This is a genomic window from Blautia sp. OF03-15BH (assembly GCF_003463065.1).
GTDB lineage: Bacteria > Bacillota > Clostridia > Lachnospirales > Lachnospiraceae > Limivivens.
In genome coordinates this window covers 84,818-108,900 of sequence record NZ_QSCM01000003.1, presented here as the reverse complement: position 1 = coordinate 108,900, position 24,083 = coordinate 84,818, and the positions used below count along the sequence as shown (strand labels likewise).

Here is a 24,083-nt window from a genome sequence, read left to right as displayed (position 1 = left end):
TGGAGGATCATTTTCTGAAGTGCATCCGGGAGCTGACCGGGAGAACGGTAAAGGCCCAACCCCGGTACGTTGAGCATACGTTACATGCAAAGAGTGAAAATCTTTTGATTTTCAGTAGAGTGGAACCGCGGATCATTTCGTCTCTAAAGAGATGGAGTGGTCTTTTTTGATTACAGGAAAGGAGCGAAATCATGCGGGTAGGAATGGGATATGATGTCCATCGATTGGTGGAAGGCAGAAAGCTGATCCTGGGAGGTGTGGAAATCCCCTATGAAAAAGGTCTTCTGGGTCATTCAGATGCAGATGTCCTGATCCATGCGATCATGGATGCTCTTCTGGGAGCAGCAGCCCTTGGGGATATCGGTAAACATTTTCCGGATACAGATCCCAGATATAAAGGGATCTCCAGTGTGGAACTGTTAAAACAGGTGGCAGAGCTTCTGGATGAGAACAATTATGTCATTGAGAACATCGATGCTACAGTGATCGCCCAGAGACCAAAACTTCGTCCCTATATGGAAGAGATGACCAAAAACATTGCAGGAGCACTGGGGATCGAGGAAAACAGACTGAACCTGAAGGCGACAACGGAAGAGGGGTTAGGCTTTACCGGAAACGGTGAAGGAATGGCTTCCCAGGCCATTTGTTCTCTGGTGGGGCTTATGGATTATGCCGGTTCAGACCGTGATGCGCTTTCGGGCTGCAGCGGCTGTACGAACTGTAGAAAATAAAAGTATAAAAACCCTGAAAGGGCACAATCGAAAATATCGTTGAAAAGAGGAAATGGAGCATGAAATTATACAACACACTGACCAAAAAGAAAGAAGAATTTGTTCCCCTGGAGCCGGGCAAAGTGAAAATGTATGTCTGCGGACCTACGGTTTATAACTTTATCCACATTGGAAATGCCCGCCCCATGATCGTTTTTGATACAGCACGCCGTTACATGGAGCACAAGGGCTATGAAGTCAATTATGTATCCAACTTTACCGATGTAGATGACAAGATCATTGCGAAAGCCAATGAAGAAGGAGTTTCTTCCAAAGAGATTTCAGAGCGCTATATCGCAGAGTGCAAAAAAGATATGGAAGGCATGAATGTAAAACCGGCGACTACGCATCCAAAGGCGACAGAAGAGATCGGCGGGATGATCGATATGATTTCTACATTGGTAGAAAAAGGATATGCCTATAATGTAAACGGGACCGTTTATTTCCGTACCCGTAAATTCTCCGAATACGGAAAGCTTTCTCACAAAAATCTGGATGATTTAAGAAGCGGCGGACGTTCTCTTCTGGTGACTGGTGAAGATCAGAAGGAAGATCCGCTGGATTTCGTTCTCTGGAAACCGAAAAAAGAAGGAGAGCCCTCCTGGCCCTCTCCCTGGAGCGACGGCCGTCCCGGATGGCATATCGAGTGCTCCGTGATGTCCAAAAAATATCTGGGAGAAGAGATCGATATTCATGCCGGCGGTGAGGATCTGATCTTCCCGCATCATGAAAATGAGATCGCCCAGAGTGAGTGCTGCAATGGAGTTCCCTTTGCACGCTACTGGCTGCACAATGCGTTCCTGAATATTGATAACCGGAAAATGAGTAAATCTCTTGGAAACTTCTTTACTGTCCGTGAGATCGGCGAGAAATATGATCTTCAGGTGCTGCGTTTCTTCATGCTGAGCGCACACTACAGAAGTCCCTTAAACTTCAGCGCAGAGCTTATGGAAGCTTCCAGAAACTCTCTGGAGCGTATCCAGAACGCAGTAGGCAACCTGAACCATCTGCTGGAAAATGCCGCTGTTGAAGAGCTGACAGGAGAAGAAAAAGAACTGACGGCACAGCTTTCCTCCTACGAAGAAAAATTTGATGCTGCCATGGATGACGATCTGAATACGGCAGATGCCCTGGCTGCTATTTTTGAACTGGTGCGTTTTGCCAATTCTCATGCAGAGGAAGGAAGCTCCAAGGCATTCCTGCGTGCTCTGAAGGAAAAAATCGTTTCCCTTGCAGATGTACTGGGAGTGATCGTAGAGAAGAAAGAAGAAATGCTGGATGCAGACATCGAGGCGCTCATTGAGGAACGTCAGGCAGCCAGAAAGGCAAAGAATTTCGCAAGGGCAGATGAGATCCGGAACGAGCTGCTTTCCAAAGGGATCGTGCTGGAAGATACACGGGAAGGTGTCAAATGGAAAAGAGCGTAATGGATCTTCCTGAGATCCTGAAAATGCAGTTTGGAGGCGAGATCGCGGATATCCGCACATACTCGCCTCTGGCCCTGGCCTATATCGGAGACGGCATTTACGATCTGGTGATCCGGACCCTGATCGTTCGTCATGGCAGCTGCCAGCCAAACAAGCTTCATAAAAGAACCAGTGCCCTGGTAAAGGCTTCTGCCCAGTCTGCTTTGATCGACAAACTGATGGATAAGCTGACAGAAGAAGAACTAGCTGTCTATAAAAGAGGGAGAAATGCAAAATCCTATACCATGGCGAAAAATGCAACCATGAAGGATTACCGGAAGGCAACCGGTTTTGAGGCTCTGATGGGATATCTCTATCTTCAGGGTGAGACCGAACGGCTGGTATCCCTGGTCAGAGAGGGATTAGGAAACGACTGGACAGAGGAAAAGAAAGAAGAGGACAGAGTATGAGATATGAAGAACTGACCATTGAAGGAAGAAATGCGGTTCTGGAAGCATTTCGCTCCGGAAAAACGATCGACAAGCTGTTTGTGCAGGATGGCTGCAAGGATGGCCCGATCTTAAGCATTACAAGAGAAGCGAGAAAGCATGATACCCTGATCAAATATGTGACGAAAGAGCGGCTGGATCAGCTTTCAGAGACCGGTAAACACCAGGGCGTGATCGCTTATGCGGCGGCTTATGAATATGCTGAGGTGGAGGATATCCTGAAAAACGCCAGAGAAAAGGGAGAAGAGCCGTTTATTTTCCTTCTGGATAATATTGAAGATCCTCATAACCTGGGAGCAATCATCCGTACGGCAAATCTGGCCGGGGCTCACGGAGTCATCATTCCCAAAAGAAGAGCAGTTGGCCTTACCGCTACCGTGGCAAAAACCTCTGCAGGGGCACTGAACTATACGCCGGTGGCAAAGGTGACAAATCTGGCTGCAACGATCGAAGAACTGAAAAAAGAAGGCCTCTGGTTCGTCTGTGCGGATATGGGCGGAGAGAGCATGTACCGTCTGAATCTGAAGGGGCCCATTGGTCTGGTGATCGGAAACGAAGGAGAGGGTGTCAGCCGTCTGGTAAAAGAGAAGTGCGATTACATTGCTTCCATTCCCATGAAAGGTGATATCGATTCTCTGAATGCTTCTGTGGCAGCAGGTGTTCTGGCTTATGAAATTGTACGTCAAAGACTGAATTGAACGTACTAATTAAAAAACAAAAAAAATTTGAAAAAAGTAGTTGACATTTTCGGAGAGTTATAGTAGTATACTTAACTGTAGCGAGCAATCGCAAACAACTAAATAAGCTGCTGTAGCACAGTCGGTAGTGCGTCGCATTGGTAGTGCGGAGGTCACGGGTCCGATTCCCGTCAGCAGCTTTGTAAATTGTTTGTGACGCTTTATACAAGCTGCTGTAGCACAGTCGGTAGTGCGTCGCATTGGTAGTGCGGAGGTCACGGGTCCGATTCCCGTCAGCAGCTTTTTTCATATATAAAAATAAAAGCAGAGAGCTGTCTGGAGAAACCAGGCAGCTTTTTTGGCAGAAAGGAAACCGTATGAATTATCGTTTGATCCTGCAATACGACGGAAGCCGTTATGATGGCTGGCAGAGGCAGGGAAACACAGAAAAGACTGTTCAGGGAAAAGTAGAAGAAGTATTGTCAAGACTTCTGGAAGAACCGGTAGAAATTGACGGGGCAGGAAGAACGGATGCCGGTGTTCATGCGCTTGGACAGACGGCTAATTTCCACACAGAGCGAAAGCTTGACCCGGAAGAACTGAAGGCAGCACTGAATCAGTTCCTGCCGGAGGACATCGGTGTACTCCGGGCGGAAGAGGTGCCGGAACGCTTTCACAGCCGCCTCAATGCACGCGGGAAAACATATCGTTACCGGGTAGCGACAGGAGAAGAGAAAAACGTCTTTGAGCGGAAACAGATCTATCCGTTGGATCAGCCGCTTGATGTGGATGCCATGCGTCGGGGAGCAGCTCTTATGATCGGAGAAAAAGACTTCCGGGGCTTTTCTTCCATGAAAAAAACGAAAAAATCCACGGTCCGTCGTCTGGAATCCATAGAAATCCGGGAAGTATCAGGAGAAGTGCGTCTGGAATTTACCGGGAACGGTTTCCTTTACAATATGGTACGGATCCTTACAGGCACCCTTCTGGAGATCGGAATGGGAAAAAGAGAGCCGGAAAGTGTGGAAACGATCTTCCGGGAAAAGGATCGAAACCTGGCCGGTTTTACCGCTCCGGCAAGAGGACTTACTCTGGTGGAGGTTTTTTACCAGAAAAATAGTTGAAAATCCTGGTTTGACAGGCTATAATGAAATGATTGCGGGAATGTCCGTGTGCATGATACGGGCGATTCGGTGCGCATGAACGGAAAACAAGCAAAAAGAAAAGGAGAAATACATGCAGAAAATTCTGAATTTGATCACAGAAGAAATGATCCAGGCTTTTCAGAAGGCAGGCTATGACGAGAAATTTGCAAAAGTTACCCTGTCCAACCGGCCTGATTTATGCGAATATCAGTGCAATGGAGCTATGGCAGCTGCCAAGACCTATAAGAAAGCCCCCATCATGATCGCAAATGCGGTCGTAGAGGCTCTTTCCGGATCTGAGATCTTTTCTGATATCCAGGCAGTGAATCCGGGCTTTATCAACCTGAAGCTGGATCCGGAATTCCTTGCTTCTTATCTTGATAAGATGCAGGCAGATGAAAATCTTTCTGTGGAAAAAGCAAAAGAACCGAAAAAGATCATCATTGATTACGGCGGGCCGAATGTGGCAAAGCCTCTTCATGTAGGTCATTTAAGATCTGCCATCATTGGCGAAAGCATTAAGAGAATGGGACGTTTCCTGGGCCATGAAGTCATTGGAGATGTCCATCTTGGTGACTGGGGGCTGCAGATGGGTCTGATCATTGTAGAGCTGAAGAAGAGAAAACCGGAGCTGGTCTATTTTGATGAGAGCTATACCGGAGAATATCCGAAGGAAGCTCCCTTTACCATTGGTGAGCTGGAGGAAATCTATCCTGCAGCCAGTGCTTATTCAAAAGAACATCCGGAATACAAAGAAGCAGCCATGCAGGCAACCTACCTTCTGCAGCACGGACACAGAGGTTATCAGGCCATTCTGAAACACATCATGGAAGTTTCCGTGACAGATCTGAAGAGAAACTATGCAAACCTGAACGTTTCCTTTGATCTCTGGAAGGGTGAGTCGGATGCGCAGCCGTACATTCCAGCGATGGTGGAGAAAATGAAAGAACAGGGTCTGGCATACGAAGATCAGGGAGCACTGGTCGTGGATGTCAAGGAAGAGACCGATACAAAAGAGGTTCCGCCCTGTATGATCCTGAAATCGGACGGAGCATCCCTTTATACCACCACAGACCTGGCTACCATCGTCCAGCGTATGGAGGACTATCAGCCGGATGAGATCCTTTACGTTGTGGATAAGCGTCAGGAAATGCACTTCATCCAGGTATTCCGCTGTGCGAGAAAAGCGGGTATCGTAGATGAGAACACCAGACTTTCCTTCCTTGGCTTCGGTACCATGAACGGAAAGGACGGCAAGCCCTTCAAGACAAGAGAGGGCGGCGTCATGCGTCTGGAGAACCTGATCCGCGATATTGATGAGGAAATGTATCATAAGATCATGGATAACCACGAGATCGATCCGGAAGAAGCAAAGGAAACGGCGAAGATCGTAGGTCTTTCCGCTATCAAATACGGTGACCTGTCCAATCAGGCCAGCAAGGACTATGTCTTTGACCTTGACCGCTTCACTTCCTTTGAGGGAAATACCGGTCCTTATATTCTTTATACCATTGTCCGGATCAAATCCATCCTGAATAAGTATCAGCAGGCAGGAAACAGTCTGGAAGGAATTTCCATCCATAAGGCTGCCAACGACAGTGAGAAAGCGCTGATGCTGGAGGTTTCCCGTTTCAACAGCGTGATGGAGAATGCGTTTGATGAGATCGCACCGCACAAGATCTGCTCCTATATCTATGATCTTGCGAATGCCTTTAACCGTTTCTACCATGAGACAAAGATCCTTTCTGAGGAAAAGGAAGAGCAGAAAGCTTCCTGGATCGCTCTTCTGAAGCTGACCAGAGACGTTCTTGAGAAATGCATCGATGTTCTTGGTTTCTCAGCACCGGAGAGAATGTAAGCAACCGGGTGTTATGTCTGGGTACCTTATCCCGTTTTTCGGGGTAGGGTACTTTTTTTGCTTTTTGTGCAAATTCACGAAATATTTTATCTGGATGTAAAAATGCAAATGGTTGAAAACAGCAGGATTCGTTCAGTCTGCGAATGGACAAAACATACGCATTGCGATAAAATAAAAACAGAAAAAGGGAGGTGGGAGGATGAAAAGGGGAACCATGATCGGCGGAACCTATCAGGTGATGAAAACGCTGGGAGCCGGCGGTCAGTCTGATGTCTGGCTGGTGCTGCATAAAAGAACCTGCGCCCTTATGGCTTTGAAAAGGATTCCTCTGAAAGCGCAATGGCCCAGGGGAGAGCTGGACTATGCCAGACACCTGGAACATCCCGGACTCCCAAAGATCTATGATATTTTTCTGGCAGAAGGCTGTGTCTGGATTGCCATGGAGTATCTGGAAGGAAAAACGTTGGAACAGCTGAAGCAGGAAAGGGGGCGTTTTTCGGAAAAAGAGCTTCTGCAATGGCTGAAACAGCTGGCGGAGATCCTGGCTTATCTTCATTCACGGACGCCGCCTTTGATCCATGGGGATATTAAGCCGTCAAACCTCATGATCGATCCGGAAGGAAAGCTGATCCTTCTGGATTTCGGCGCCTGCCTGACTGCGGAAGGAAAAAAGAAGGAACGATACGGGACACGGATCTTTGCTGCCCCGGAGCAGCTGGATGGGACATCGGAAATGGATATCCGCAGTGATTTCTACAGTTGCGGGAAAACCTTCCGTTTTTTGAGCGGAGGAAAAGAAAGCAGGAGTTTTCGGCGTTTTCTGGATGTCTGCATGGAAGCAGACAGGGAGAAGCGTTTTCTGAATGATCAGAAGCTGCGGCGAAGGCTTGATCAAGTCTGCCGGAGAGGAAAGAGGATCAGCCTTTTGTTTTCCCTGCTCGCGGTTTTCTGTCTGTTTTTTGGGAGTATCAGTCATTTTCGCCGCCGGAGTGAGGCGGCAGAAGAACAATATCAAATCTTAATGGAGAGCAGCCGGACAAAAGAGCTGGTGTCTGCGATCCGTCTGTTTCCCGGTCGGGAAGCAGCTTATCGGAAATTATTGGAAATGGATCTTCTGGATCAGGAATTTACAAGAGAAGAAAGCCAGTTGCTGGAAGAGACCCTGGAAGCATGCGGATCCAAGCTGGAAAAAGAGGCTTACGGAGCTTTGGCTTATGAGCTCGGCATTGCCTACTGGTATTATTTTCAGCAGGCGGAAGGAAGGAGCTATGCCGGGATCTGGTTTGAACGGGCGTTAGCGGGAGAACTGGATACGGATAAACGGAAAAAAGCGGAAATTTACCGGGAACTGGGGGCATACTGTGAAAAAAAGACACGACAGGAGCTTTCGGGGGAAGGAGAGATGGACTGGAACCGTTTTTTTGATGCCATACGGGAATGCTGTGAAGGAAATAGTCAGGATGAAGTGCCGCTGGTTTTACGGGAGCGGCTTCAGGAGGAACTACTGGCATTGACATATGAGGGACTTTTGCATTTCCGTAATGCCGGAGTTTCAGAAGAAAGCGTGAATGTCCTGATCGAAGCTTTGAAAAATATGGCGGATGGAAAAGAAGAGGCTTTTTCTGCTGCCGAGGCGAGTGTTCGAAGTATTTACGGAAACAGCGGAGCGGAAGCAGATGTGTGTCAATGAAGAAGAGCGATCGAGGAGGCGGAACATATATGAAAAATAAAAAGTGGATGACAGCGGCCTGTACAGCGGCACTTCTGGGAGCACCGCTGCAAAACCTGTCTTTTCTTGGAGAAAATTATTTTCTGGAGAGCAAAGGAAGTGAAAATCAGGAAAAGATGGAAGAAACAGAAGGGGAAGAGAAAACGGAGATCCTGTGCGAAACGGAACCTGAGTCAGAAAGTGAGACCGAGAGTGAAACCGAGAGCGAATCAGAAAGCGAAACAGAGACCGAGACAGAAAGCGAAACAGAGAGAATCAGTGAAGGTGAGACAGCGTCTGAAGAAGAAACGGTGACAGAGTCCGAGGCGGAAAGTACAGCTGCCGAAGAGCAGCAGACGGAGCAAGAGACAGAGCCGGGGGAAACAGAAGTCATGACGGAGCCGGGATCTGAGGTGGAATCGGGAACAGAAACAGGATCAGAAACGGAAGTATGGACGGAAGTTCCAGAGTCAGAGGAAATAACGGAAGCGACGGAACAGGGATCCGAACTTGTGACGGAATCAACAACAGAAGCCGTGACCGAACCGGGAACTGAGATGGAAACGGAAGCCGTGACTGAGCCGGGAACTGAGATGGAAACGGAAATGGAAACAGAGTCGGAAACCGAATCAGAACCGCAGACGGAATGCAGCACAGAGCCTGTAGAGACAGAAACCGGGACAGAGACAATGACGGAAGCCCCGGAAACGGAGCCGCCTACGGAAGCAGAAACGGAGCCACCTGCGACCGAATTGCCAACGGAAGCCCCGGAAACGGAGCCACCGGAGACTGAACTGCAGACGGAAACCCCAGAAACGGAGCCACCGGAGACGGAGTTGCCAACGGAAGCCCCGGAGACGGAGCCACCGGAGACTGAATTGCCGACGGAAGCCCCGGAAACGGAGCCACCGACGACCGAGCCATCGCCTGTCCCACCGGAAACCGAACCGGAGACCGAACCTCCGCGCCGGCTGATCGTTGAACAGATCACGGTAAATCTTTCCGGTGGAGAGAAAATTTACGATGGGACAAGTCGGATCCCTCTTTCTGTGAAAACCAGACAGGAAGGGAAGGGAAATGTGAACCTGGAAATCCATGGAGAAGCGGAATCGGCTGACGCAGGTGTCTGGAAAGTCCGGCCGATAGCTGCTCTTCTGGGAAAAGATGCAGGGAAATTTCAACTGGAGCTTCCTAAGGGAGAACTGACCGTCCGTATAAAGAAACGTCCATTGACGATTCAGATCAGCGATGCAGTGAAAACCTATGGTTCCCCTTTCAGCATCCAGGGACTTGAATTCACAGAGGGAGCGCCTGTGCAGGTCAGCGGATTTATGAAGGATGGAAGTCCGACATCTGAAGTTCCGACGGGGTTTGAACTTCCGGAGATCGATTTTGACCGTTCTGTCATTCAGACGGACAGCCCGATGTATCAGAACGGTGAACGGTGTTCTTATGCGGGCGCACTGGTTCCGTCTGTCCGGGGAGACGGAACGGTTTCCGGAAATCCTACCGGAAATTATTACTTTGATCTTTCGCTCTGTAAAAAAGGAACCATTACTCTTCTGGAAGGAAAAAATCCTTCCTATCAGGTGGAAGTCCGGAATGGAAAAGGCTTTTATGACAAGGAAGGGATCTTCTGGGTATCAAAAGGAAGCGTGCTTCTTGCCAGACCGGATAAAGGAAGCGGATTTAATCAGACCGCTTTTTCTGATGCCGTGACGGAAAACGGAGAATGGGTCTTTTCACTGGAACAGAGAGACCGGGCTGGAAATCTTCTTGCAAATTCTGAAAAGAATGGCTTTCGCTACCGCATCGATGACAGACCTCCGGATATAAAGCTTACCGGAGAAACAGGAGTGGCAGGAAACCGCATCTTTCGGAAAAACTGCACATTTTCCGCAGAAGAGATCCGTGATGAAGAAAGTGGTCTGGACACGGTGGAATACTGTATTCTCTCTCTTGAAAATAAAGGGAAAAAACAGGGTTATGCGACTTATGCTCCGGGTTCTGCCATCTGCGTAGACCAGGAAGGAATCTGGCAGGTCCGTTTCCGGCTTCGGGACCGGGTGGGAAATGAAAGGAAGCTCCATTCCGCTGCGGTGGTGATCGACCGTACAGATCCCCGAATCTCGGTCCGGGGGCTTGAGGAAGGAAAATCTTATCAGAAAGAGGAAAGGTTTCAGGCTGTTGTAGAGGACAAACATCTTTTTTCAGAAAAAACAGTCTGCGAGGTGAAAAACCAGCAGGGAAAAACTGTGCTTACACCGGGACAGGAAACGGCAGAAAACAAACAGACACTTTCTTATGATTTTTCCACAGGCCGGCTGGCTGACGGAAACTATACGCTTTGCGTACAGGCAGAGGATCAGGCAGGAAATCAGGTAAAAAAGACGGTGCCTTTCCGAATCAACCGTTCCGGTTCTGCTTATATGCTTTCTTCGGCAGCCGAACAGATCAGAAAGACCTACTACATCCGTTCGGCAGAGAATCTGTTGGTGACAGAACGAAACAGAGACCGGCTTTCGGCAAAAGCGATCGTTTGTGTAAAAGATGGAAGCTTTCGGGTCCTTCAGGAAGGGAGAGACTATCAGACCGCGATCCGCAAGGATGGAGACCGCTGGATCTATCAGTATCAGATCTTCCGGAAATGCTTTCTGGAGGAAGGCGTTTACACCCTGGCTTTTCAGTCCGTGGATCAGGCAGGAAACCAGAGCGACAGCAGAGAGAAAAGCACCTTTCTGGAGTTCTGTGTGGATAAAACCGCTCCTGTAAGCTATTTGACAGGGCTTTCGGAGGAGATGGAAGCAGGAGAGGCAGAGTTTACCATACAGGCCAGAGACAACGGGAAACTGGCTTATATGGAACTCTGGAGAAATGGAAAAAGGCTCTTCTGGACGACGGAGGAGAAAGAAGAGGTGGTGGTAAGGCTTTCAGACGGAATCACCGATTTCCGGATTTTTGCCGTAGATCAGGCGGGTAATGAAAGCTGGTCAGAGAACTATCGGGTCTATGTAGGTGCGGAAGGAAAAAAACAGAAAACAGAAGATTCGGGAAAAAGAGAAACAGAAGTCTGGGGGCAGAAGAGGCAGACAGAAAGCATTCAGAAAAGAGAAGCAATAAAAAAACAGATCCGGAGAAAACAGGCAGAATGGCTGAGAAAAAAACAGGTGAGCAAAAGTGCATGGAGAGAAGAAGCAGGAGAACCATGTTCCGGTGATGACTGGTACCTGAAAAAGAAGGAAGATGGAGAGGAAACCATTACGGATACACTTTTTTCGGAAGAAAATGAGAAGGATGAGAAAGAAAAATCCGGGATGAAAAAAGGAGCATGGATCATAGGGCTTCTTACGATATGGATGGGAGGTGTCTCCTGGATCATACGGAAATTTCAGTAAATGGATTTTTAGGGAAATTTGTGATATGATAGGCAGAAAATGAAAGGATTTACAAAAGTGAAAAAAATATCTGCTTATCAAGTGCTGGATGTGATTTTTCCGGTAGCCCTTCACTACGGGATCATGCTTTTGACGGCGATGCTTACCGGGAATGATCTGGATGCGGCAGCACAGACAACGCTGGCGGCTCTTGCGGCATTTCCTCTTTTGTGGCGGCTGTATAAAAAAGAACCGCGGTCAAAGGGAAGCTATACCTTCCGTTCTTTATGGGTGCTGCCCTTTCTCGGAATGGCCGGAAATCTCCTGTTTTCCTTCCTTTTGAGAGCCATTCATCTGACGGAACATTTTTCCAATGCTTTTCAGGAAGCTCTTTTCCAGAGTGATCTGCTGATCCAGGTGATCGGAATCGGGATTTTTGTTCCTTTTGTGGAAGAAGTGATCTTTCGCGGACTGGTGTACGGAAAGCTGAGACGTCGTTTTTCCTGGTGGGCGGCAGCAGCAGTCAGCGCAGGCTTTTTTGCATTTTATCATGGGAATGTGATACAGATCGTTTATGCGTTTCCCATGGGACTTCTTCTGGCCTGGGCTTATGAACGCTGGGGCTGTCTTCTGGCACCGGTACTCATTCATGTCGGAGCCAATCTTCTGGGGATTCTGGAAACAGTAAGAAATGCATAAGTATGGATCAAAAAAGAAGCGGCCATCAGAATCTGTCTGAGTGGCCGTTTCTTCTTTTAGCAGTATTATGAGCCGGATTCGGTAACATGTTCCATGCCCTGGCTTAAGATGCTGTGGACATGTTCATCAAGGAGAGAATAAAAGATGGTTTTCCCTTCCCGGCGGAATTTTACAAGACGGCTCTGTTTTAAAATCCGGAGCTGGTGGGAAATGGCGCTCTGCGTCATATTCAGAAGCTGTGCCAGATCACAGACACACATTTCATGTTCCAGGAGAACATAGAGAATACGGATCCTGGTGGAGTCGGCAAAGATCTTAAAAAGTTCAGACAAGTCGTATAGTTCTTCTTCTGCAGGCATACTTTCCTGCACTGCTTTTATGGTTTCAGGATGAGCATGGATAAATTCACATCTTGGAACATCATCCTGGAGTTCTTCTTTTGCTGCCATGGAAATCCTCCTTTCAAAGCTGCAACTGTTTTTATTATAAGAAAAAAAAGGGATTCTGTAAAGAGATGATTCATTGCCCTTTTTCAGGCAGTATGCTAAAATAAAAAGAACAGCTGTAACTGTTCCATACCTTTACAGTTACGAATAACCGCGAAAACAAGGAGAAGAAAAATGAATGTTGTAGATATGCATTGTGACACCATCGGACGGTTTTATTTTTCTGGAGAAAAAGGGGAAACAAAAGAGGGACTTCTTGAAAATTCCTTTCAGGTAGATTTGAAAAAAATGAAAAAGGGAGAGTATCTTTTACAGAATTTTGCCATGTTCGTGCCATTTGGCGAAGTAGAAGATCCCTTTAAAACGGCAATGGAAATGGCAGATCTCTATTACTGTGAACTGGAGAAAAACAGCAGTCTGATCGCACCGGTATTTTCTTTCCAGGATATTGTGAAAAACAGGGAAGCAGGGAAAATGAGTGCTCTTCTGACCATCGAAGAAGGGGAAACAGTGCTTGGAAAACTTTCCTATCTGAGAGATTTTTATCGTTTAGGTGTGCGGATGATCGCACTGACCTGGAATTTTGCCAATCAGATCGGCTGTCCGAATATGCATCCCGAATGTGAGAAGACCGGAAAAGGCATAGAACTTCGGACAGAAAAAGGCCTGACGCCTTTTGGGATCGAGATGATCCAGGAGATGGAACGTTTGGGAATGATCGTGGATGTTTCTCATCTTTCTGACGGAGGTTTCTGGGATGTGTACCGGCATACGGCGAAGCCTTTTGTGGCCAGTCATTCCAATGCTGCCTCCGTGCAGAATGTCTGCCGGAACCTGACAGATGAAATGATAAAAGCGCTGGGAGAGCGAGGCGGTGTCTGCGGTCTCAATTACTGTATGGATTTCCTGAGCTGGGAAGCAAAACAGATGGATACGGAGCAGCTCCTTGGCGTGATGGCAGAGCATGTCCGCCATACAGCAGATATCGGAGGTGTGGAGGTCTGTGCACTTGGCGGTGATATGGACGGGATCGATCCGAATCCGGCCATTCCGGATGTGTCCTTTGTTCAGCGGCTGGTACCTGCACTGAAAAAGAAAGGCTTCCATGAGAGTGAGATCGAGAAAATCTTCAGCGGAAACGTCCTGAGAGTTTATCAGGAGATCCTGAAGTAAGGGGGCAGCAATGAAAACACAGGCAAAAGATATGACAAAAGGGCATCCCGGCAGACTTCTGCTTCAGTTTGCACTGCCGTTGATGCTTGGAAATATATTTCAGCAGACATATACCATGGTAGATACGGCGGTTGTTGGCCAGCTGGTGGGAGTGCATGCGCTGGCGGCCCTGGGCTCGGTGGACTGGTTTAACTGGATGAGCCTTGGGATCTGCTCCGGCTTAAGCCAGGGCTTTTCGATCATGATCGCCCAGCAGTTCGGAGCAAAAGAGTACGAAAAAATGAAAAAGACAGTGGGAGTCTCTCTGATCCTGGCAGTGCTTTCTGCGATCGTGGTGACAGTTGTCTTTCTGCTCTCTGCAGCTCCTGTGCTGCGTCTTATGGGAACGAGAGAAGAGATCCTTGGCGATGCGCTTCTTTATGTATCCATTATGTTCAGTGGGATCCTCATTGTGATGATCTATAACTGGATGTCCTCTGTACTCCGGGCCATAGGAGACAGTACGACGCCATTGATCGCCATGGGAGTGGCTTCTTCCAGTAATGTAGTACTGGATCTTCTTTTTGTGGCAGTTTTCCACTGGGGGATCGCAGGTGCGGCGGCAGCAACGCTGATCGCGCAGGGGATTTCCTGCGTTTACTGTTTTTCGAGGATGCGGAAGGTTTCTCTCCTTCGTCTTTGCCGGGATGATTTTTCCGTGAAACCGGAGCAGGCGAAAGAACTTTTCTGTCTGGGTATGCCTATGGCTGTCCAGAATATGATCATTTCCATTGGCGGCATGATCCTTCAGTCGATCGTCAATGGCTTTGGTGTGGTGTTTGTGGCAGGCTTTACGGCGACCAACAAGCTTTACGGACTCCTGGAGATCGCAGCCGTTTCCATGGGATTTGCGGTTTCTACTTATGCAGGACAGAATCTGGGAGCAGGAGAACATGAACGCATTAAAATCGGTGTACGAAAAGGTGCTGCCATGGCGGCAGTGATCTCTGTGGTGATCAGTATGGTGATGCTCCTTCTCGGCAGGAAGATCACAGGGCTTTTTGTGGATCATTCCAGTCCGGACGCAGGTGAAGTGCTGAACTATGCTTACCATTATCTGGTGGTGCTTTCTTTGTTTCTGGTGATCCTTTATTGCCTGCATATTTACCGTTCGGCCCTGCAGGGAATGGGAAATACCATCATTCCGTTAATCTCCGGTTTTGTAGAGCTTACCATGAGACTGCTGACAGCCGTTTTTCTGCCGCGGTTTGTTGGAGAATATGGAATTTATTTTGCTGAGGTGGCAGCCTGGACAGGAGCAGCCGTGCTTCTGGTCATTGCTTATCAGAAGCAGATACACAGCCTTCCTGCGAAAAATATCCGTATAAACGAGGGAGAGTTGTAATGTTTTTGGATGCTTATATTCTGTTATCGATCTTGATCGCACTTATGGATCTGTATCTGGGAGTATTATCCATACGGAAAAACCGGACGACTGGGCGTTATCTGGGGCTTGCCTGCATCGGAGCTGCCATCGTTGATCTGAGTTATCTCATCAGTATTTTAAACAGCAGTTATTTTTGCATGTCAGTGACGTCCAGCATTTATTTTATAAACATAGATTTTATGTTGTTGAATCTTGTGGCTTTTACCGTGTATTTTACAAAAGGAAGCTTTGTGAACTGGGGGAAAAAAGCAATGCGTCTGGCGGTATTCTATGCCGTTTTTGAGGTGATCGTTTTTTCCATTAATCCGTTTTGTGAAATCGCGGTTCATTATGTGAAAAGAAATACACAGATCGCACACTATGCTTATCAGATGCTGCCTCTTTACTGGATGCACCTGCTTTTTTCCTATGCCATGGTTGCGGTCGTCCTGCTTCTGCTGTTAAAAAAAATGTGGCAGACGCCCAGAGAATACCGGTCACAGTATAAGTATGTGATTCTGGGAATTGCGGGTATTGTATTGGTGAACGCCGTGTTTTTATTTTTACCTGGTGAATCCGTTTATAATCTTCTGGATTATTCCATCTGTGCATACAGCCTGACATCGTTCCTTTTGTACTGGAGCTGTTTCGATTATTCTACGCATGGGATGCTGAATTCTCTGAAAAACAGTATTTTTGAAAACATCGGTCAGGGGATCGTACTGTTTGATTATGAAGACCGGCTGATCCTGCATAATAAAAGAGCAGAAGATCTGCTTGGAAAGATGCAGGAAAAGGATGGGATCGCTTTGCAGGATTTCCTGGAGCACTATCAGATGGAACTCCATCTGGAGGAAAACGAAAGCAGTTCTCTTCAGTTTTATGTAAAGGACGGTGAAGAAGAACGGCCGCTCCGATGTGACATTCGCAGACTGAAGAATGAAAAAGGACAGCATTTGGGACAGCTGTTTGTATTTTCCGATGCAGCACTGGAGACAGATCTTCTCACCGGTTTCCAGGAATGGGAAAGTTTCCAGCGTTTTGTGAAGGAAAGAAAGGATTCCTTTCCTCCTTCTACAGGGATCGCCATGTGTGATATCAATGGGCTGTCTGTTATCAACAGCACCATGGGAACACAGTCGGGGGACCAGAAGATCCGGCAGCTGGCAGAAAGTATGAGAAAATGTTTTCCGAAACAGACGTATTATGTGCGTGGAACAGAGGCGGCACTGATCGCCTTATGCAGTCACAGCAGCGAAGAGGAAATGAAAAGCTGCATAGCGAAAATGAAAGAAAATTTTTCGGGAAAGTTTCAATATGCGGTCACGGTGGTTTCAGATGAAAAATCCGATATCCTGCAGGCGATAAAAGAGACGGCAGTCGCCATGCGTGCAAAAAAACTGCTGGATCTGGAAGCAGTCCATTCAGAAATGCTCAATTCCCTGATCCGGGCGCTTCAGGAATGTGACAGTGATACAGAGCATCATGTGCGCCGCACCCAGCAGATGGGAGCAGAGCTGGGAAAAAGGATCGGACTTACCGACATCCAGCAAAGCAAGCTCTCCCTGCTCTGTCTTTTGCATGATATCGGAAAAATAGGGGTTCCTCTGGAAATTTTAAACAAGCCGGGAAAGCTTTCTGATGAAGAGTGGAAAATCCTGCAGTCCCATGCCAGAAAAGGATACGAGATCGCAAACAGTAACTATGAATTAAAAGAGATTGCGGAAGAAATTTTCCATCATCATGAACGGTGGGACGGAAAAGGATATCCGGATGGTCTGTCAAGGGAAAGCATTCCGCTTTTATCCAGGGTGATCGCGGTGGTGGATGCATATGATGCCATGACAAATGACCGGTCTTACCGACCGGCTATGTCTGTTTCTGCTGCACGGAAAGAACTCAGAAGATGTGCAGGAACTCAGTTTGATCCATACATCGTAGCAGAATTTCTGCAGCTTTTAAAGGAAAAAGAAGACGTGGAGAAACCGTCTGCTGAAAACGATATCCAGAAGGAAAAAGAGGAAATGCGGAGCCTTTTGGCGGAGGTGGAAAAAACGGAAAATGAGGTTCATTCTGTCTTTTACAGCAGCTATCGACTGGATGAAGACATGAAGATCCTGTCTGTGGATGATGCTTTTGAAACGATCACCGGTTACAGCAAAGATGATATCCGGAAAAAGCAGTTCTTTCAGGTTGATCTGATACCGGAGGAAGAAAGGACCGAGTATCTTTGTAAAGTAAATGCAGAGCTGGCAAAGTGCCCGGTGGTTTATCTGGAACATAAGATCCGGCGGAAAGACGGAACGGATAGTTTTGTCTTCTGTTATGGCAGGGTTTACTATGATTCTGCTGCCCGCTCTCAGCGTTCTGAGATCACGATTGCGGATATCAGGCAAACGTATTCCATGAAGCGCTTGCTGGATGCGGAGCAGAACCGGGCCAAGATCCGTCTGCATTACTGGGAGAGGACTTATCGAAAGGATTCCTTGACCGGGCTTCTGAACCATGCGGCTTTCCGCAGTGATCTGGAACTGAAGCTTCTCCAGGGAAAATGCAGGATCGTGATGCTGATGATGGATATGGATCATTTTAAGGAGTATAACGATACCTACGGTCATCACAATGGAGATAAATATCTGATCCTGATGGCACAGACTCTGGAAGCGGCACTCAGAAAAGAGGATCGTGCCTGCCGTATGGGAGGAGACGAGTTTGCGGCTGCGCTTCTGTTTCAACCGGATGTCAGCGAAGAAAAGATCCAGGAGCGGGTACGGATGATCTTCGATAAGATCAATCTGACTCTGAAAGCGGTCGAAGGCGGCAGCGGACTGTCCATGGGTGTTGCTTTTGCAGAACCGGAGATCACCTTTAACCAACTCTATGAACTGGCAGACAAAGCCCTTTATCAGGCAAAAGAGAGTGGGCGGGGACGCTGTGTTTTTTATGAAACGAGGGGATAGACAGGGGGAGAGAAGATGATTCGGATAGCAGTCTGTGATGATGATAAAAATACCATAATGACGATCGAAGAGATGCTGCTTGAACTGTCAGCAAAAGGAAATAGTAAGGTCAGGATCGAGACTTATTCCGATGGAGCTTTTCTGCTTAATGATATCAGAAGAGGGGTGGAATTTGATCTTTTATATCTGGATATCGAGATGGAGCAGCTGGACGGTTTGTCCCTGGCAAGGGAATTTCGTAAAGATCATCCCAATGCGGTTCTGATCTATATATCCAATCATGAAAGCTATCTGAAGGAACTGTTTGAGGTGGATACCTTCCGTTTTTTAAGCAAACCGATCGATTCTGAAAAATTTGAAGCGTATTTCAGAAATGCGGTGGAAAAAATTCAGCTCCAGCAGGAAGAACTCTTTTTTTCTTATTCCTATGACAGACAGTTTTTCAAGGTGTTGTTAAGTGATATTGTGTACTTTGAGAGCCAGAAGCGAAGCATCCGGCTTTATAAGAAAGATGGAACGGAAGGAAGCTTTTATGGGAAACTGAATGAAGTGGAGAAGCAGCTGAAAGAAGCGGCGGTTCCTTTCCTGCGGATCCATCAGTCGTATCTGGTTAATTACAACTATATAAAGCAGTTCGGCAATACGGAGCTGGAATTATCGAATGGAAAATGCCTTCCGATCAGTGAAGACCGACGAAAGGCGGCAGAGCAGAAATATGGCGGGCTTTTGCGAAAGGAGCTTTTCTATGAGTGAACTGCTGATTTATTTTTTTATGGAATGTTGTACCCTACCGGTCATAAAAGGTTTTTTTGATGTTTTTCTGGATAAAAGAAACCTGGGGAAAAAGGTCTGGATCTGGAATCTTCTCTTCTGTCTGGTGGGGACTTTTTCTGATCTTGGTTTTATGCCGCCATATTTGAATATTTTCTACGGGGCTTTGACTTATGAGCTGATTGCGATCACCTTTTTTGAAGGTGCCTTTTCCAGAAAAACTTTTGTGAATGTTATTTTTGTGGCAGTCTGGATGCTGGATGAAGCGATTGTCGGACTGGTTTTTGGAGTGTTTGGAATCTCTTATCAAGAGCAGTTTCTTCTGGGAGCAATCCTGACCAGACTGGTCATTTTTCTACTAGAAAAAATCATTCAGTATTTTTATGTGAAGAAAAATGACATCCCTGTGGAGAGAAAAGAAGGGGCGGCCCTGCTGGTCTTTCCGGTCGTCAGTATCATCCTGATGTTTTGTATCTTTGTTTTATGCCAGACCTGCACGAACCGTAGCCTGCGGTTGGGGATAACAGTTGTGAGCCTGTTGCTGATTCCCATGAATATTTTTCAGTTCCGGATTTATGACAAGATCAAAGAAAAAGCAAAAGTGGAAAAAAGAAATCTGATTTATCAGCAAATGGTGGATCTCTACGAAAAACAGATTGCAGAACGGGAAGAGACAACGAGGAAAATCCGGCAGTTCCGGCATGACATGAAACTGCATTTATCGGCGGTGCGGGAACTTGCGGAGGAAAAAGACACGGATGGCATTATTTCTTACATAGATGAGCTGTCAAACGGTTCCGGAATGGGAAAGAGTGATCTCGCAAACAGTGGAAATCTTTTGCTGGATGGTTTGCTGAATCAGGCCTATGAGCGGGCTGTAAAGGCAAAGATACAGATGAAATTACGGTTGGAAATCCCTTACAAGTTAAATATTTCCGGTGCAGATTTATATGTGATCCTTGGAAATGCACTGGAAAACGCTCTGGAAGCCTCAGAAAAAGTCCCCCGGGAAGAAGGACGCCTGATAGAACTTTCCCTTGTCTACAAAAATGGGGATCTTCGCATTGGAATCAGAAACCGCTATGCGGAAGAACCGCGAAAAGATTCCAAGGGAACCTTCCTCTCATCGAAAAACAATTCCGAATATCATGGAATCGGCCTCTATTCCATCCGCGAAACGGTAAAAAAGTATCACGGGTTTATGGATATCCATACGGAAAACAAAATATTTTCTCTGGTTATTGTAATCAGAGAGGAAAAGAGCTGTTGACGAAAGGTCAATGGTTCTTTTTTTATGGGCACTTAAGGGAAAAGTTACATGAAACACCGGGATAATTACATGATCCGGCACAGAAAGAAATTATGTGGTAATATACAGAAAAATGAATGGAGGAGGCCTAATTAAATGAAAAAAATAGGACAAATGATAAAAAAATATGTTACACCAACGTATTTTAGCAATAATGTAAGGTACTTTGCAGCAAGCTTTAGACTAAAAACACATAGCCAGTATGGAGTGGATATTGGACTGACAAAGGCAAATACAAATGTAACACATACAGGACAATATTATATTACGCCACCAGAAGAGGAATATTACTATTTGTATGGGACTTATGACGCAGCGGTTTCATCTGGACCGGCTATTCATGTAGAGGGACGCTTTACGCCGTAAGATGTAAGGGAAAGGCGCACATTGCTGAAAAGGCGTGTGCGCCTTTTGAAAAATTAGAATAGAGGAGGGCAGGTTTGTATGAAATTTAGAAAATGGAAAAGCTGTTTTTTAGTATTCGTATGCTGGAGTTTGATCGGATGCAGCAATAATACAAAAGAAGAGAAATTATCAGAAGAAGTATCGGACCAAGTAGAATCAAAAGATGCATCGGAGATTAGTCAGAATGAAGGGAATAAAAGAGATCTTTTTGACAGCCTGCCATTTCATATAGAGGAAAAATATAGTGATATAATTCAAATAAATGCAGATGTAATAGTATCAGCCGAAGTTCGTGAAAATGGTCTACTTTCTATAAAAACGAAGCTATTAAGTTTAGATCCAGAAAAAGTGAAAGAAAAATTGGAAGAAGTTTCTGGAGAAAAATTTGGTGAGATAGAAGAGAGAGAGGATAGAAATTATAAAAATGAAATAGTTTGTGATTATTTTTGTAACAGTACGGAAGGAAATCATATGTCCGTGAGCCAGTCGGCGGAAGATAGCAGTCTTTTTTACAGAACGCAAGTGACTTCACATTATGAAGCAGCTTTTCGACTGGCCAATGATCTGGATTACAATGGTGAAAAATATCAAAAGCCGCAGGAATTTCCTTTTGCAACAGAGGAAGAAATATATAAAAAATTTGCAGAATTTGGAGAGTCCTTGGGAATTTCCATTAATGACGAGCATACAACTTATTATCTGGATTATGAAACTTTGGCAGGAGAAGAAGAACAGCAGGTGAATCAGGGGAATATTCAACCGAAAAATTGGACAGAAGCAGATAATGCATACTATTTTTGTACAAGTCAAGAAAGCCAAGGGATTCCTCTCTATGTGCCTCTTTATGGAATATATATGGATGCGATTGATTATAATGCATCCATGCAGGCCAGATGGGGGAAATCAGGATTGGGCTATATTATGGCAGGGAGTCTTTATACAATAGAAACAAATTCAGAATATGTAAAACTGGAATCATTGGAAACGATATTTGAAAATTTACAAAAGAAATATGATCTTTTGATTATGAACGATACCGTAACAATTACAAAAATAAAATTGTATTGGATGCCGGAATTGAATAAGGAGGCGGCAAGACCAGTATGGATCTTAACTGGAAAGCAAAATGAATCCGGTAAGGAAATTCAACATGTTTTTGATGCGGAGACGGGAAAGGAGCAGATTGGTGCAAAGATATAAAAATACACATTATTTAAAAATGGATTTTTTCCGTGCCTTTGTAAATAAAACATTTTTTTTGACGGTATTTGGGATTACGCTGTTTCTTTTATTGATGGAGAGAACACAGTTACATTTTCGGACAGATGTTGTTTATATTTATGATATGTTGAAAATGCAGAGATCCTATTTATTGCTGTTTGTTTTTTGTGTGATTCCTTACGGGGGATGCTTTTGCGAAGATGCAGAAAAACGTTTTTTCTATCCGGAACTGATTCGTGGAAATTGCAAAAATTATGTATGGTCTAAGATTATAAGCAGTTTTACAAGTGGATTTTTAGTGGGTTTTTTTGGAGTTTTATTGTTTTTCTGGATTGAAAGTTTGAAGTATCCAGTATTTTTAAACGGTAATTATAACAGTTTCTTTTTGGAAAAAGGAGTGGGTTGGCTTTTTCTTGTAGAAGCACTTGTAAGAGAAAGTCTTCTGAGAGGAACATTATGTGCAGTAACAGCAGCATTTTCTTTATGTCTGAAAAATAAGATGTTTACAATGACCTTTCCAATGATGTTTTACTATTTTTTTGTGAATTACATATCTAATTGGTTCTCGTTTCCTTCTTATATGAATTTATATGCAGTGTACAGTATTTTTTATGAGGTATGGGGAAACGAATGGCTGGATTTCTTTTATGCATTCTTTTTCAGTACAGTAAGTTTGATCTTCACAGGAATATGGGCAGAGATTTTGATGAAAAGGGAAGAGAGGCGCAGGTAGATGAAATATTTTGCAGTAATTTTTCGCGAAAGAATCTGGAAAATGAAAACAATAGTGTTTATTTTGCTGAATCTGTTTTTTATGGATATTTATTTAGCTCCTTTAAGAAAAATGGCGGAAAATACAGGTTATCAGGTAGAGGCGGGGGTAATTGGTTTTTTACTGTCTGATGTTTATTATCTTTCTGTTTTTTTGCTGAGTGTACTGTATTTTTTCTCTGATATTCCGTTTTTTGGAAGGAATCAAATGTTTTATATGATTCGTTTGGGCAGGAAAAAATGGGCTTTTTATAATTGTTTATATCTTATGCTAGCTGGCTTTCTTCTGATAACAATAGAAAGTGTTTTATGTGTGATCTTATTATTTCCTGTTCTGAGTGTGGGAAATAACTGGGGGAAAGTGTTGGGGACGCTTTCTATGACAAATGCAGGAGTACAGACAGGGCAGGCCTTTGCTGTAAATTATGGAACAATATTGGAATTGAAACCATGGGAACTTTTTGGTCTGACTTATATCAATGGGGCTTTGGCAATTGCTTGCATGGGGATGTTGGTTTATGGTATTTCCTTGCTGATGTCGAGAACAGCAGGGGCTCTGACCGGAGGACTCCTTATCGTGCTCCCGGGAATGGGAGAATATTTTCTTGATATTCCATGGAATTATATTTCTCCTCTTTCCTGGATGAGAACAGGAATTTTTTTCAGCGGAAAAATTATGAGAATGCCAACAGTTACCTATATGTTATGTGGGTTCGGAATTATATGTGTAACGACAGGGATTCTTATTATTTTAAAGATAAGAAATGTCGATATTAACTGGATTGCAGATAATCGGGAATAGAGGGTGCCATATGGAAAATACAAAAGTTTCTATCAGAATAAAAGAAATAGAAAAGAGTTTTGGAAAAAATAAGATACTAGATAAGATTTCACTTGAGATGGAAAGTGGAAAAATTTATGGAATTGTTGGTTATAATGGATCTGGAAAAACGGTTCTTTTTAAATGTATCTGTGGTTTTCTGAAAACGGATGCTGGTGAAATATGGATTAATCAGGATTGTATGCACCAGACGACAGATCTGTTAAATAATGCAGGAATCATTATTGAGGAACCTTCCTTTTTAGAGAGAAAGAGTGCTTATCAGAATCTGAAATGTCTCTATATGATAAGAAATAAAGTTGACAAAAAATGGCTGTACGAGGTTTTGGAAAAAGTTGACTTAAATCCGGAATCAGCAAAAAGAGTAGGGAAATATTCTATGGGAATGAAACAACGTTTGGCTATTGCACAGGCAATTATGGAGAAACCGGAAATTTTGATTTTGGATGAACCATTTAACGGGTTGGATAAAGAGGGCGTAAAAGAGATGCGAGAATTGTTTCTAGAATTAAAACAGCAAGGGACACTTATGATTTTGGCAAGTCATAATAAAGATGATATAGATATTCTTTGTGATGAAGTGTATGAAATGGAAAAAGGAAAATTAAACAAGATTAGATAAAAGTAATGTGGGA

General features: G+C 45.1%; 20 protein-coding genes, 2 tRNA genes and 1 other annotated feature (1 of these 23 cut by a window edge). Of the genes, 21 read left to right on the top strand and 1 reads right to left on the bottom strand.

Going from position 1 to position 24,083, the window contains the following annotated elements; translation table 11 throughout:
• Nucleotides 1–148, top strand: a binding site (T-box leader) (it extends 76 nt beyond the left edge of the window).
• A 43-nt stretch (nt 149–191) separates the two neighbouring features.
• The 11 genes from ispF to DXA57_RS04740 all read left to right on the top strand — a co-directional run bounded on the left by ispF (nt 192) and on the right by DXA57_RS04740 (nt 12,146).
• Nucleotides 192–731: a 2-C-methyl-D-erythritol 2,4-cyclodiphosphate synthase gene (gene ispF / locus DXA57_RS04790; RefSeq protein WP_117765169.1), complete on the top strand. Its 540-nt coding sequence runs from the start codon at nt 192–194 to the stop codon at nt 729–731.
• A gap of 59 nt (nt 732–790) precedes the next feature.
• A complete protein-coding gene (gene cysS / locus DXA57_RS04785; protein WP_117765167.1) occupies nt 791–2,197 on the top strand; it encodes a cysteine--tRNA ligase in 1,407 nt (468 codons plus the stop codon).
• Nucleotides 2,182–2,646 carry a Mini-ribonuclease 3 gene (locus DXA57_RS04780; RefSeq protein WP_117765165.1) on the top strand — a complete coding sequence of 155 codons (465 nt, stop codon included), beginning with the start codon at nt 2,182–2,184 and terminating at the stop codon, nt 2,644–2,646. Before cysS ends, DXA57_RS04780 begins: the two co-directional genes overlap by 16 nt.
• Nucleotides 2,643–3,383: a 23S rRNA (guanosine(2251)-2'-O)-methyltransferase RlmB gene (gene rlmB / locus DXA57_RS04775; protein WP_117765163.1), complete on the top strand. Its 741-nt coding sequence runs from the start codon at nt 2,643–2,645 to the stop codon at nt 3,381–3,383. Before DXA57_RS04780 ends, rlmB begins: the two co-directional genes overlap by 4 nt.
• Before the next feature lie 106 nt (nt 3,384–3,489).
• Nucleotides 3,490–3,562 (top strand) — tRNA-Thr (locus tag DXA57_RS04770).
• 29 nt (nt 3,563–3,591) lie between these two features.
• Nucleotides 3,592–3,664, top strand: a tRNA-Thr gene (locus tag DXA57_RS04765).
• Nucleotides 3,665–3,739: 75 nt separating this feature from the next.
• Nucleotides 3,740–4,486: a tRNA pseudouridine(38-40) synthase TruA gene (gene truA, locus DXA57_RS04760; protein ID WP_117765161.1), complete on the top strand. Its 747-nt coding sequence runs from the start codon at nt 3,740–3,742 to the stop codon at nt 4,484–4,486.
• 112 nt (nt 4,487–4,598) lie between these two features.
• Nucleotides 4,599–6,365 (top strand): arginine--tRNA ligase, encoded by a 1,767-nt coding sequence (argS, locus tag DXA57_RS04755; RefSeq protein ID WP_117765159.1) that lies wholly within the window; start codon nt 4,599–4,601, stop codon nt 6,363–6,365.
• Nucleotides 6,366–6,564: 199 nt separating this feature from the next.
• Entirely contained in the window at nt 6,565–8,055 is a 1,491-nt protein-coding gene (locus tag DXA57_RS04750) for a serine/threonine protein kinase (RefSeq protein WP_117765157.1), read from the top strand.
• Nucleotides 8,056–8,084: 29 nt separating this feature from the next.
• Entirely contained in the window at nt 8,085–11,468 is a 3,384-nt protein-coding gene (locus DXA57_RS04745) for a hypothetical protein (protein ID WP_117765155.1), read from the top strand.
• Nucleotides 11,469–11,525: 57 nt separating this feature from the next.
• On the top strand, nt 11,526–12,146 hold the full coding sequence (locus DXA57_RS04740) for a CPBP family intramembrane glutamic endopeptidase (RefSeq protein ID WP_158571234.1): 621 nt from the start codon (nt 11,526–11,528) through the stop codon (nt 12,144–12,146).
• Between the two features lie 65 nt (nt 12,147–12,211).
• On the opposite strand, the gene DXA57_RS04735 is transcribed toward DXA57_RS04740, so the two are convergent.
• On the bottom strand, nt 12,212–12,595 hold the full coding sequence (locus DXA57_RS04735) for an ArsR/SmtB family transcription factor (RefSeq protein ID WP_117765151.1): 384 nt from the start codon (nt 12,593–12,595) through the stop codon (nt 12,212–12,214).
• 171 nt (nt 12,596–12,766) lie between these two features.
• On the opposite strand from DXA57_RS04735, the gene DXA57_RS04730 reads away from it, so the two are divergent.
• The 10 genes from DXA57_RS04730 to DXA57_RS04685 all read left to right on the top strand — a co-directional run bounded on the left by DXA57_RS04730 (nt 12,767) and on the right by DXA57_RS04685 (nt 24,070).
• Entirely contained in the window at nt 12,767–13,765 is a 999-nt protein-coding gene (locus DXA57_RS04730) for a dipeptidase (RefSeq protein WP_117765149.1), read from the top strand.
• A gap of 10 nt (nt 13,766–13,775) precedes the next feature.
• On the top strand, nt 13,776–15,149 hold the full coding sequence (locus DXA57_RS04725; protein WP_117765147.1) for an MATE family efflux transporter: 1,374 nt from the start codon (nt 13,776–13,778) through the stop codon (nt 15,147–15,149).
• Nucleotides 15,149–18,130, top strand: a complete 2,982-nt coding sequence (locus tag DXA57_RS04720) for a diguanylate cyclase domain-containing protein (RefSeq protein ID WP_117765145.1) — start codon at nt 15,149–15,151, stop codon at nt 18,128–18,130. The genes DXA57_RS04725 and DXA57_RS04720 overlap by 1 nt, the downstream gene beginning before the upstream one ends.
• A gap of 15 nt (nt 18,131–18,145) precedes the next feature.
• Nucleotides 18,146–18,883, top strand: a complete 738-nt coding sequence (locus DXA57_RS04715) for a LytR/AlgR family response regulator transcription factor (RefSeq protein ID WP_117765143.1) — start codon at nt 18,146–18,148, stop codon at nt 18,881–18,883.
• Nucleotides 18,876–20,171 carry a sensor histidine kinase gene (locus tag DXA57_RS04710; protein ID WP_158571233.1) on the top strand — a complete coding sequence of 432 codons (1,296 nt, stop codon included), beginning with the start codon at nt 18,876–18,878 and terminating at the stop codon, nt 20,169–20,171. Before DXA57_RS04715 ends, DXA57_RS04710 begins: the two co-directional genes overlap by 8 nt.
• Nucleotides 20,172–20,306: 135 nt before the next feature.
• Complete coding sequence (locus DXA57_RS04705) at nt 20,307–20,576, top strand: hypothetical protein (protein ID WP_117765139.1); 270 nt, start codon at nt 20,307–20,309, stop codon at nt 20,574–20,576.
• Between the two features lie 78 nt (nt 20,577–20,654).
• Nucleotides 20,655–21,815, top strand: a complete 1,161-nt coding sequence (locus DXA57_RS04700; RefSeq protein ID WP_117765137.1) for a hypothetical protein — start codon at nt 20,655–20,657, stop codon at nt 21,813–21,815.
• Nucleotides 21,802–22,569: a hypothetical protein gene (locus DXA57_RS04695; protein WP_117765135.1), complete on the top strand. Its 768-nt coding sequence runs from the start codon at nt 21,802–21,804 to the stop codon at nt 22,567–22,569. Before DXA57_RS04700 ends, DXA57_RS04695 begins: the two co-directional genes overlap by 14 nt.
• A complete protein-coding gene (locus DXA57_RS04690) occupies nt 22,570–23,409 on the top strand; it encodes a hypothetical protein (protein WP_117765133.1) in 840 nt (279 codons plus the stop codon).
• A gap of 10 nt (nt 23,410–23,419) precedes the next feature.
• On the top strand, nt 23,420–24,070 hold the full coding sequence (locus tag DXA57_RS04685) for an ABC transporter ATP-binding protein (protein ID WP_117765131.1): 651 nt from the start codon (nt 23,420–23,422) through the stop codon (nt 24,068–24,070).
• Nucleotides 24,071–24,083 lie beyond the last annotated feature (13 nt).

Bases quoted from the DNA above. Each gene is read 5' to 3' on its own strand.
- DXA57_RS04745 (WP_117765155.1), top strand. From the start codon at position 8,085: ATGAAAAATAAAAAGTGGATGACAGCGGCCTGTACAGCGGCACTTCTG.
- DXA57_RS04685 (WP_117765131.1), top strand. From the start codon at position 23,420: ATGGAAAATACAAAAGTTTCTATCAGAATAAAAGAAATAGAAAAGAGT.
- DXA57_RS04735 (WP_117765151.1), bottom strand. From the start codon at position 12,595: ATGGCAGCAAAAGAAGAACTCCAGGATGATGTTCCAAGATGTGAATTT.
- DXA57_RS04705 (WP_117765139.1), top strand. From the start codon at position 20,307: ATGAAAAAAATAGGACAAATGATAAAAAAATATGTTACACCAACGTAT.
- argS (WP_117765159.1), top strand. From the start codon at position 4,599: ATGCAGAAAATTCTGAATTTGATCACAGAAGAAATGATCCAGGCTTTT.
- truA (WP_117765161.1), top strand. From the start codon at position 3,740: ATGAATTATCGTTTGATCCTGCAATACGACGGAAGCCGTTATGATGGC.
- DXA57_RS04700 (WP_117765137.1), top strand. From the start codon at position 20,655: ATGAAATTTAGAAAATGGAAAAGCTGTTTTTTAGTATTCGTATGCTGG.
- DXA57_RS04730 (WP_117765149.1), top strand. From the start codon at position 12,767: ATGAATGTTGTAGATATGCATTGTGACACCATCGGACGGTTTTATTTT.
- ispF (WP_117765169.1), top strand. From the start codon at position 192: ATGCGGGTAGGAATGGGATATGATGTCCATCGATTGGTGGAAGGCAGA.
- DXA57_RS04690 (WP_117765133.1), top strand. From the start codon at position 22,570: ATGAAATATTTTGCAGTAATTTTTCGCGAAAGAATCTGGAAAATGAAA.
- DXA57_RS04715 (WP_117765143.1), top strand. From the start codon at position 18,146: ATGATTCGGATAGCAGTCTGTGATGATGATAAAAATACCATAATGACG.
- DXA57_RS04725 (WP_117765147.1), top strand. From the start codon at position 13,776: ATGAAAACACAGGCAAAAGATATGACAAAAGGGCATCCCGGCAGACTT.
- DXA57_RS04750 (WP_117765157.1), top strand. From the start codon at position 6,565: ATGAAAAGGGGAACCATGATCGGCGGAACCTATCAGGTGATGAAAACG.
- rlmB (WP_117765163.1), top strand. From the start codon at position 2,643: ATGAGATATGAAGAACTGACCATTGAAGGAAGAAATGCGGTTCTGGAA.
- DXA57_RS04710 (WP_158571233.1), top strand. From the start codon at position 18,876: ATGAGTGAACTGCTGATTTATTTTTTTATGGAATGTTGTACCCTACCG.
- DXA57_RS04720 (WP_117765145.1), top strand. From the start codon at position 15,149: ATGTTTTTGGATGCTTATATTCTGTTATCGATCTTGATCGCACTTATG.
- cysS (WP_117765167.1), top strand. From the start codon at position 791: ATGAAATTATACAACACACTGACCAAAAAGAAAGAAGAATTTGTTCCC.
- DXA57_RS04780 (WP_117765165.1), top strand. From the start codon at position 2,182: ATGGAAAAGAGCGTAATGGATCTTCCTGAGATCCTGAAAATGCAGTTT.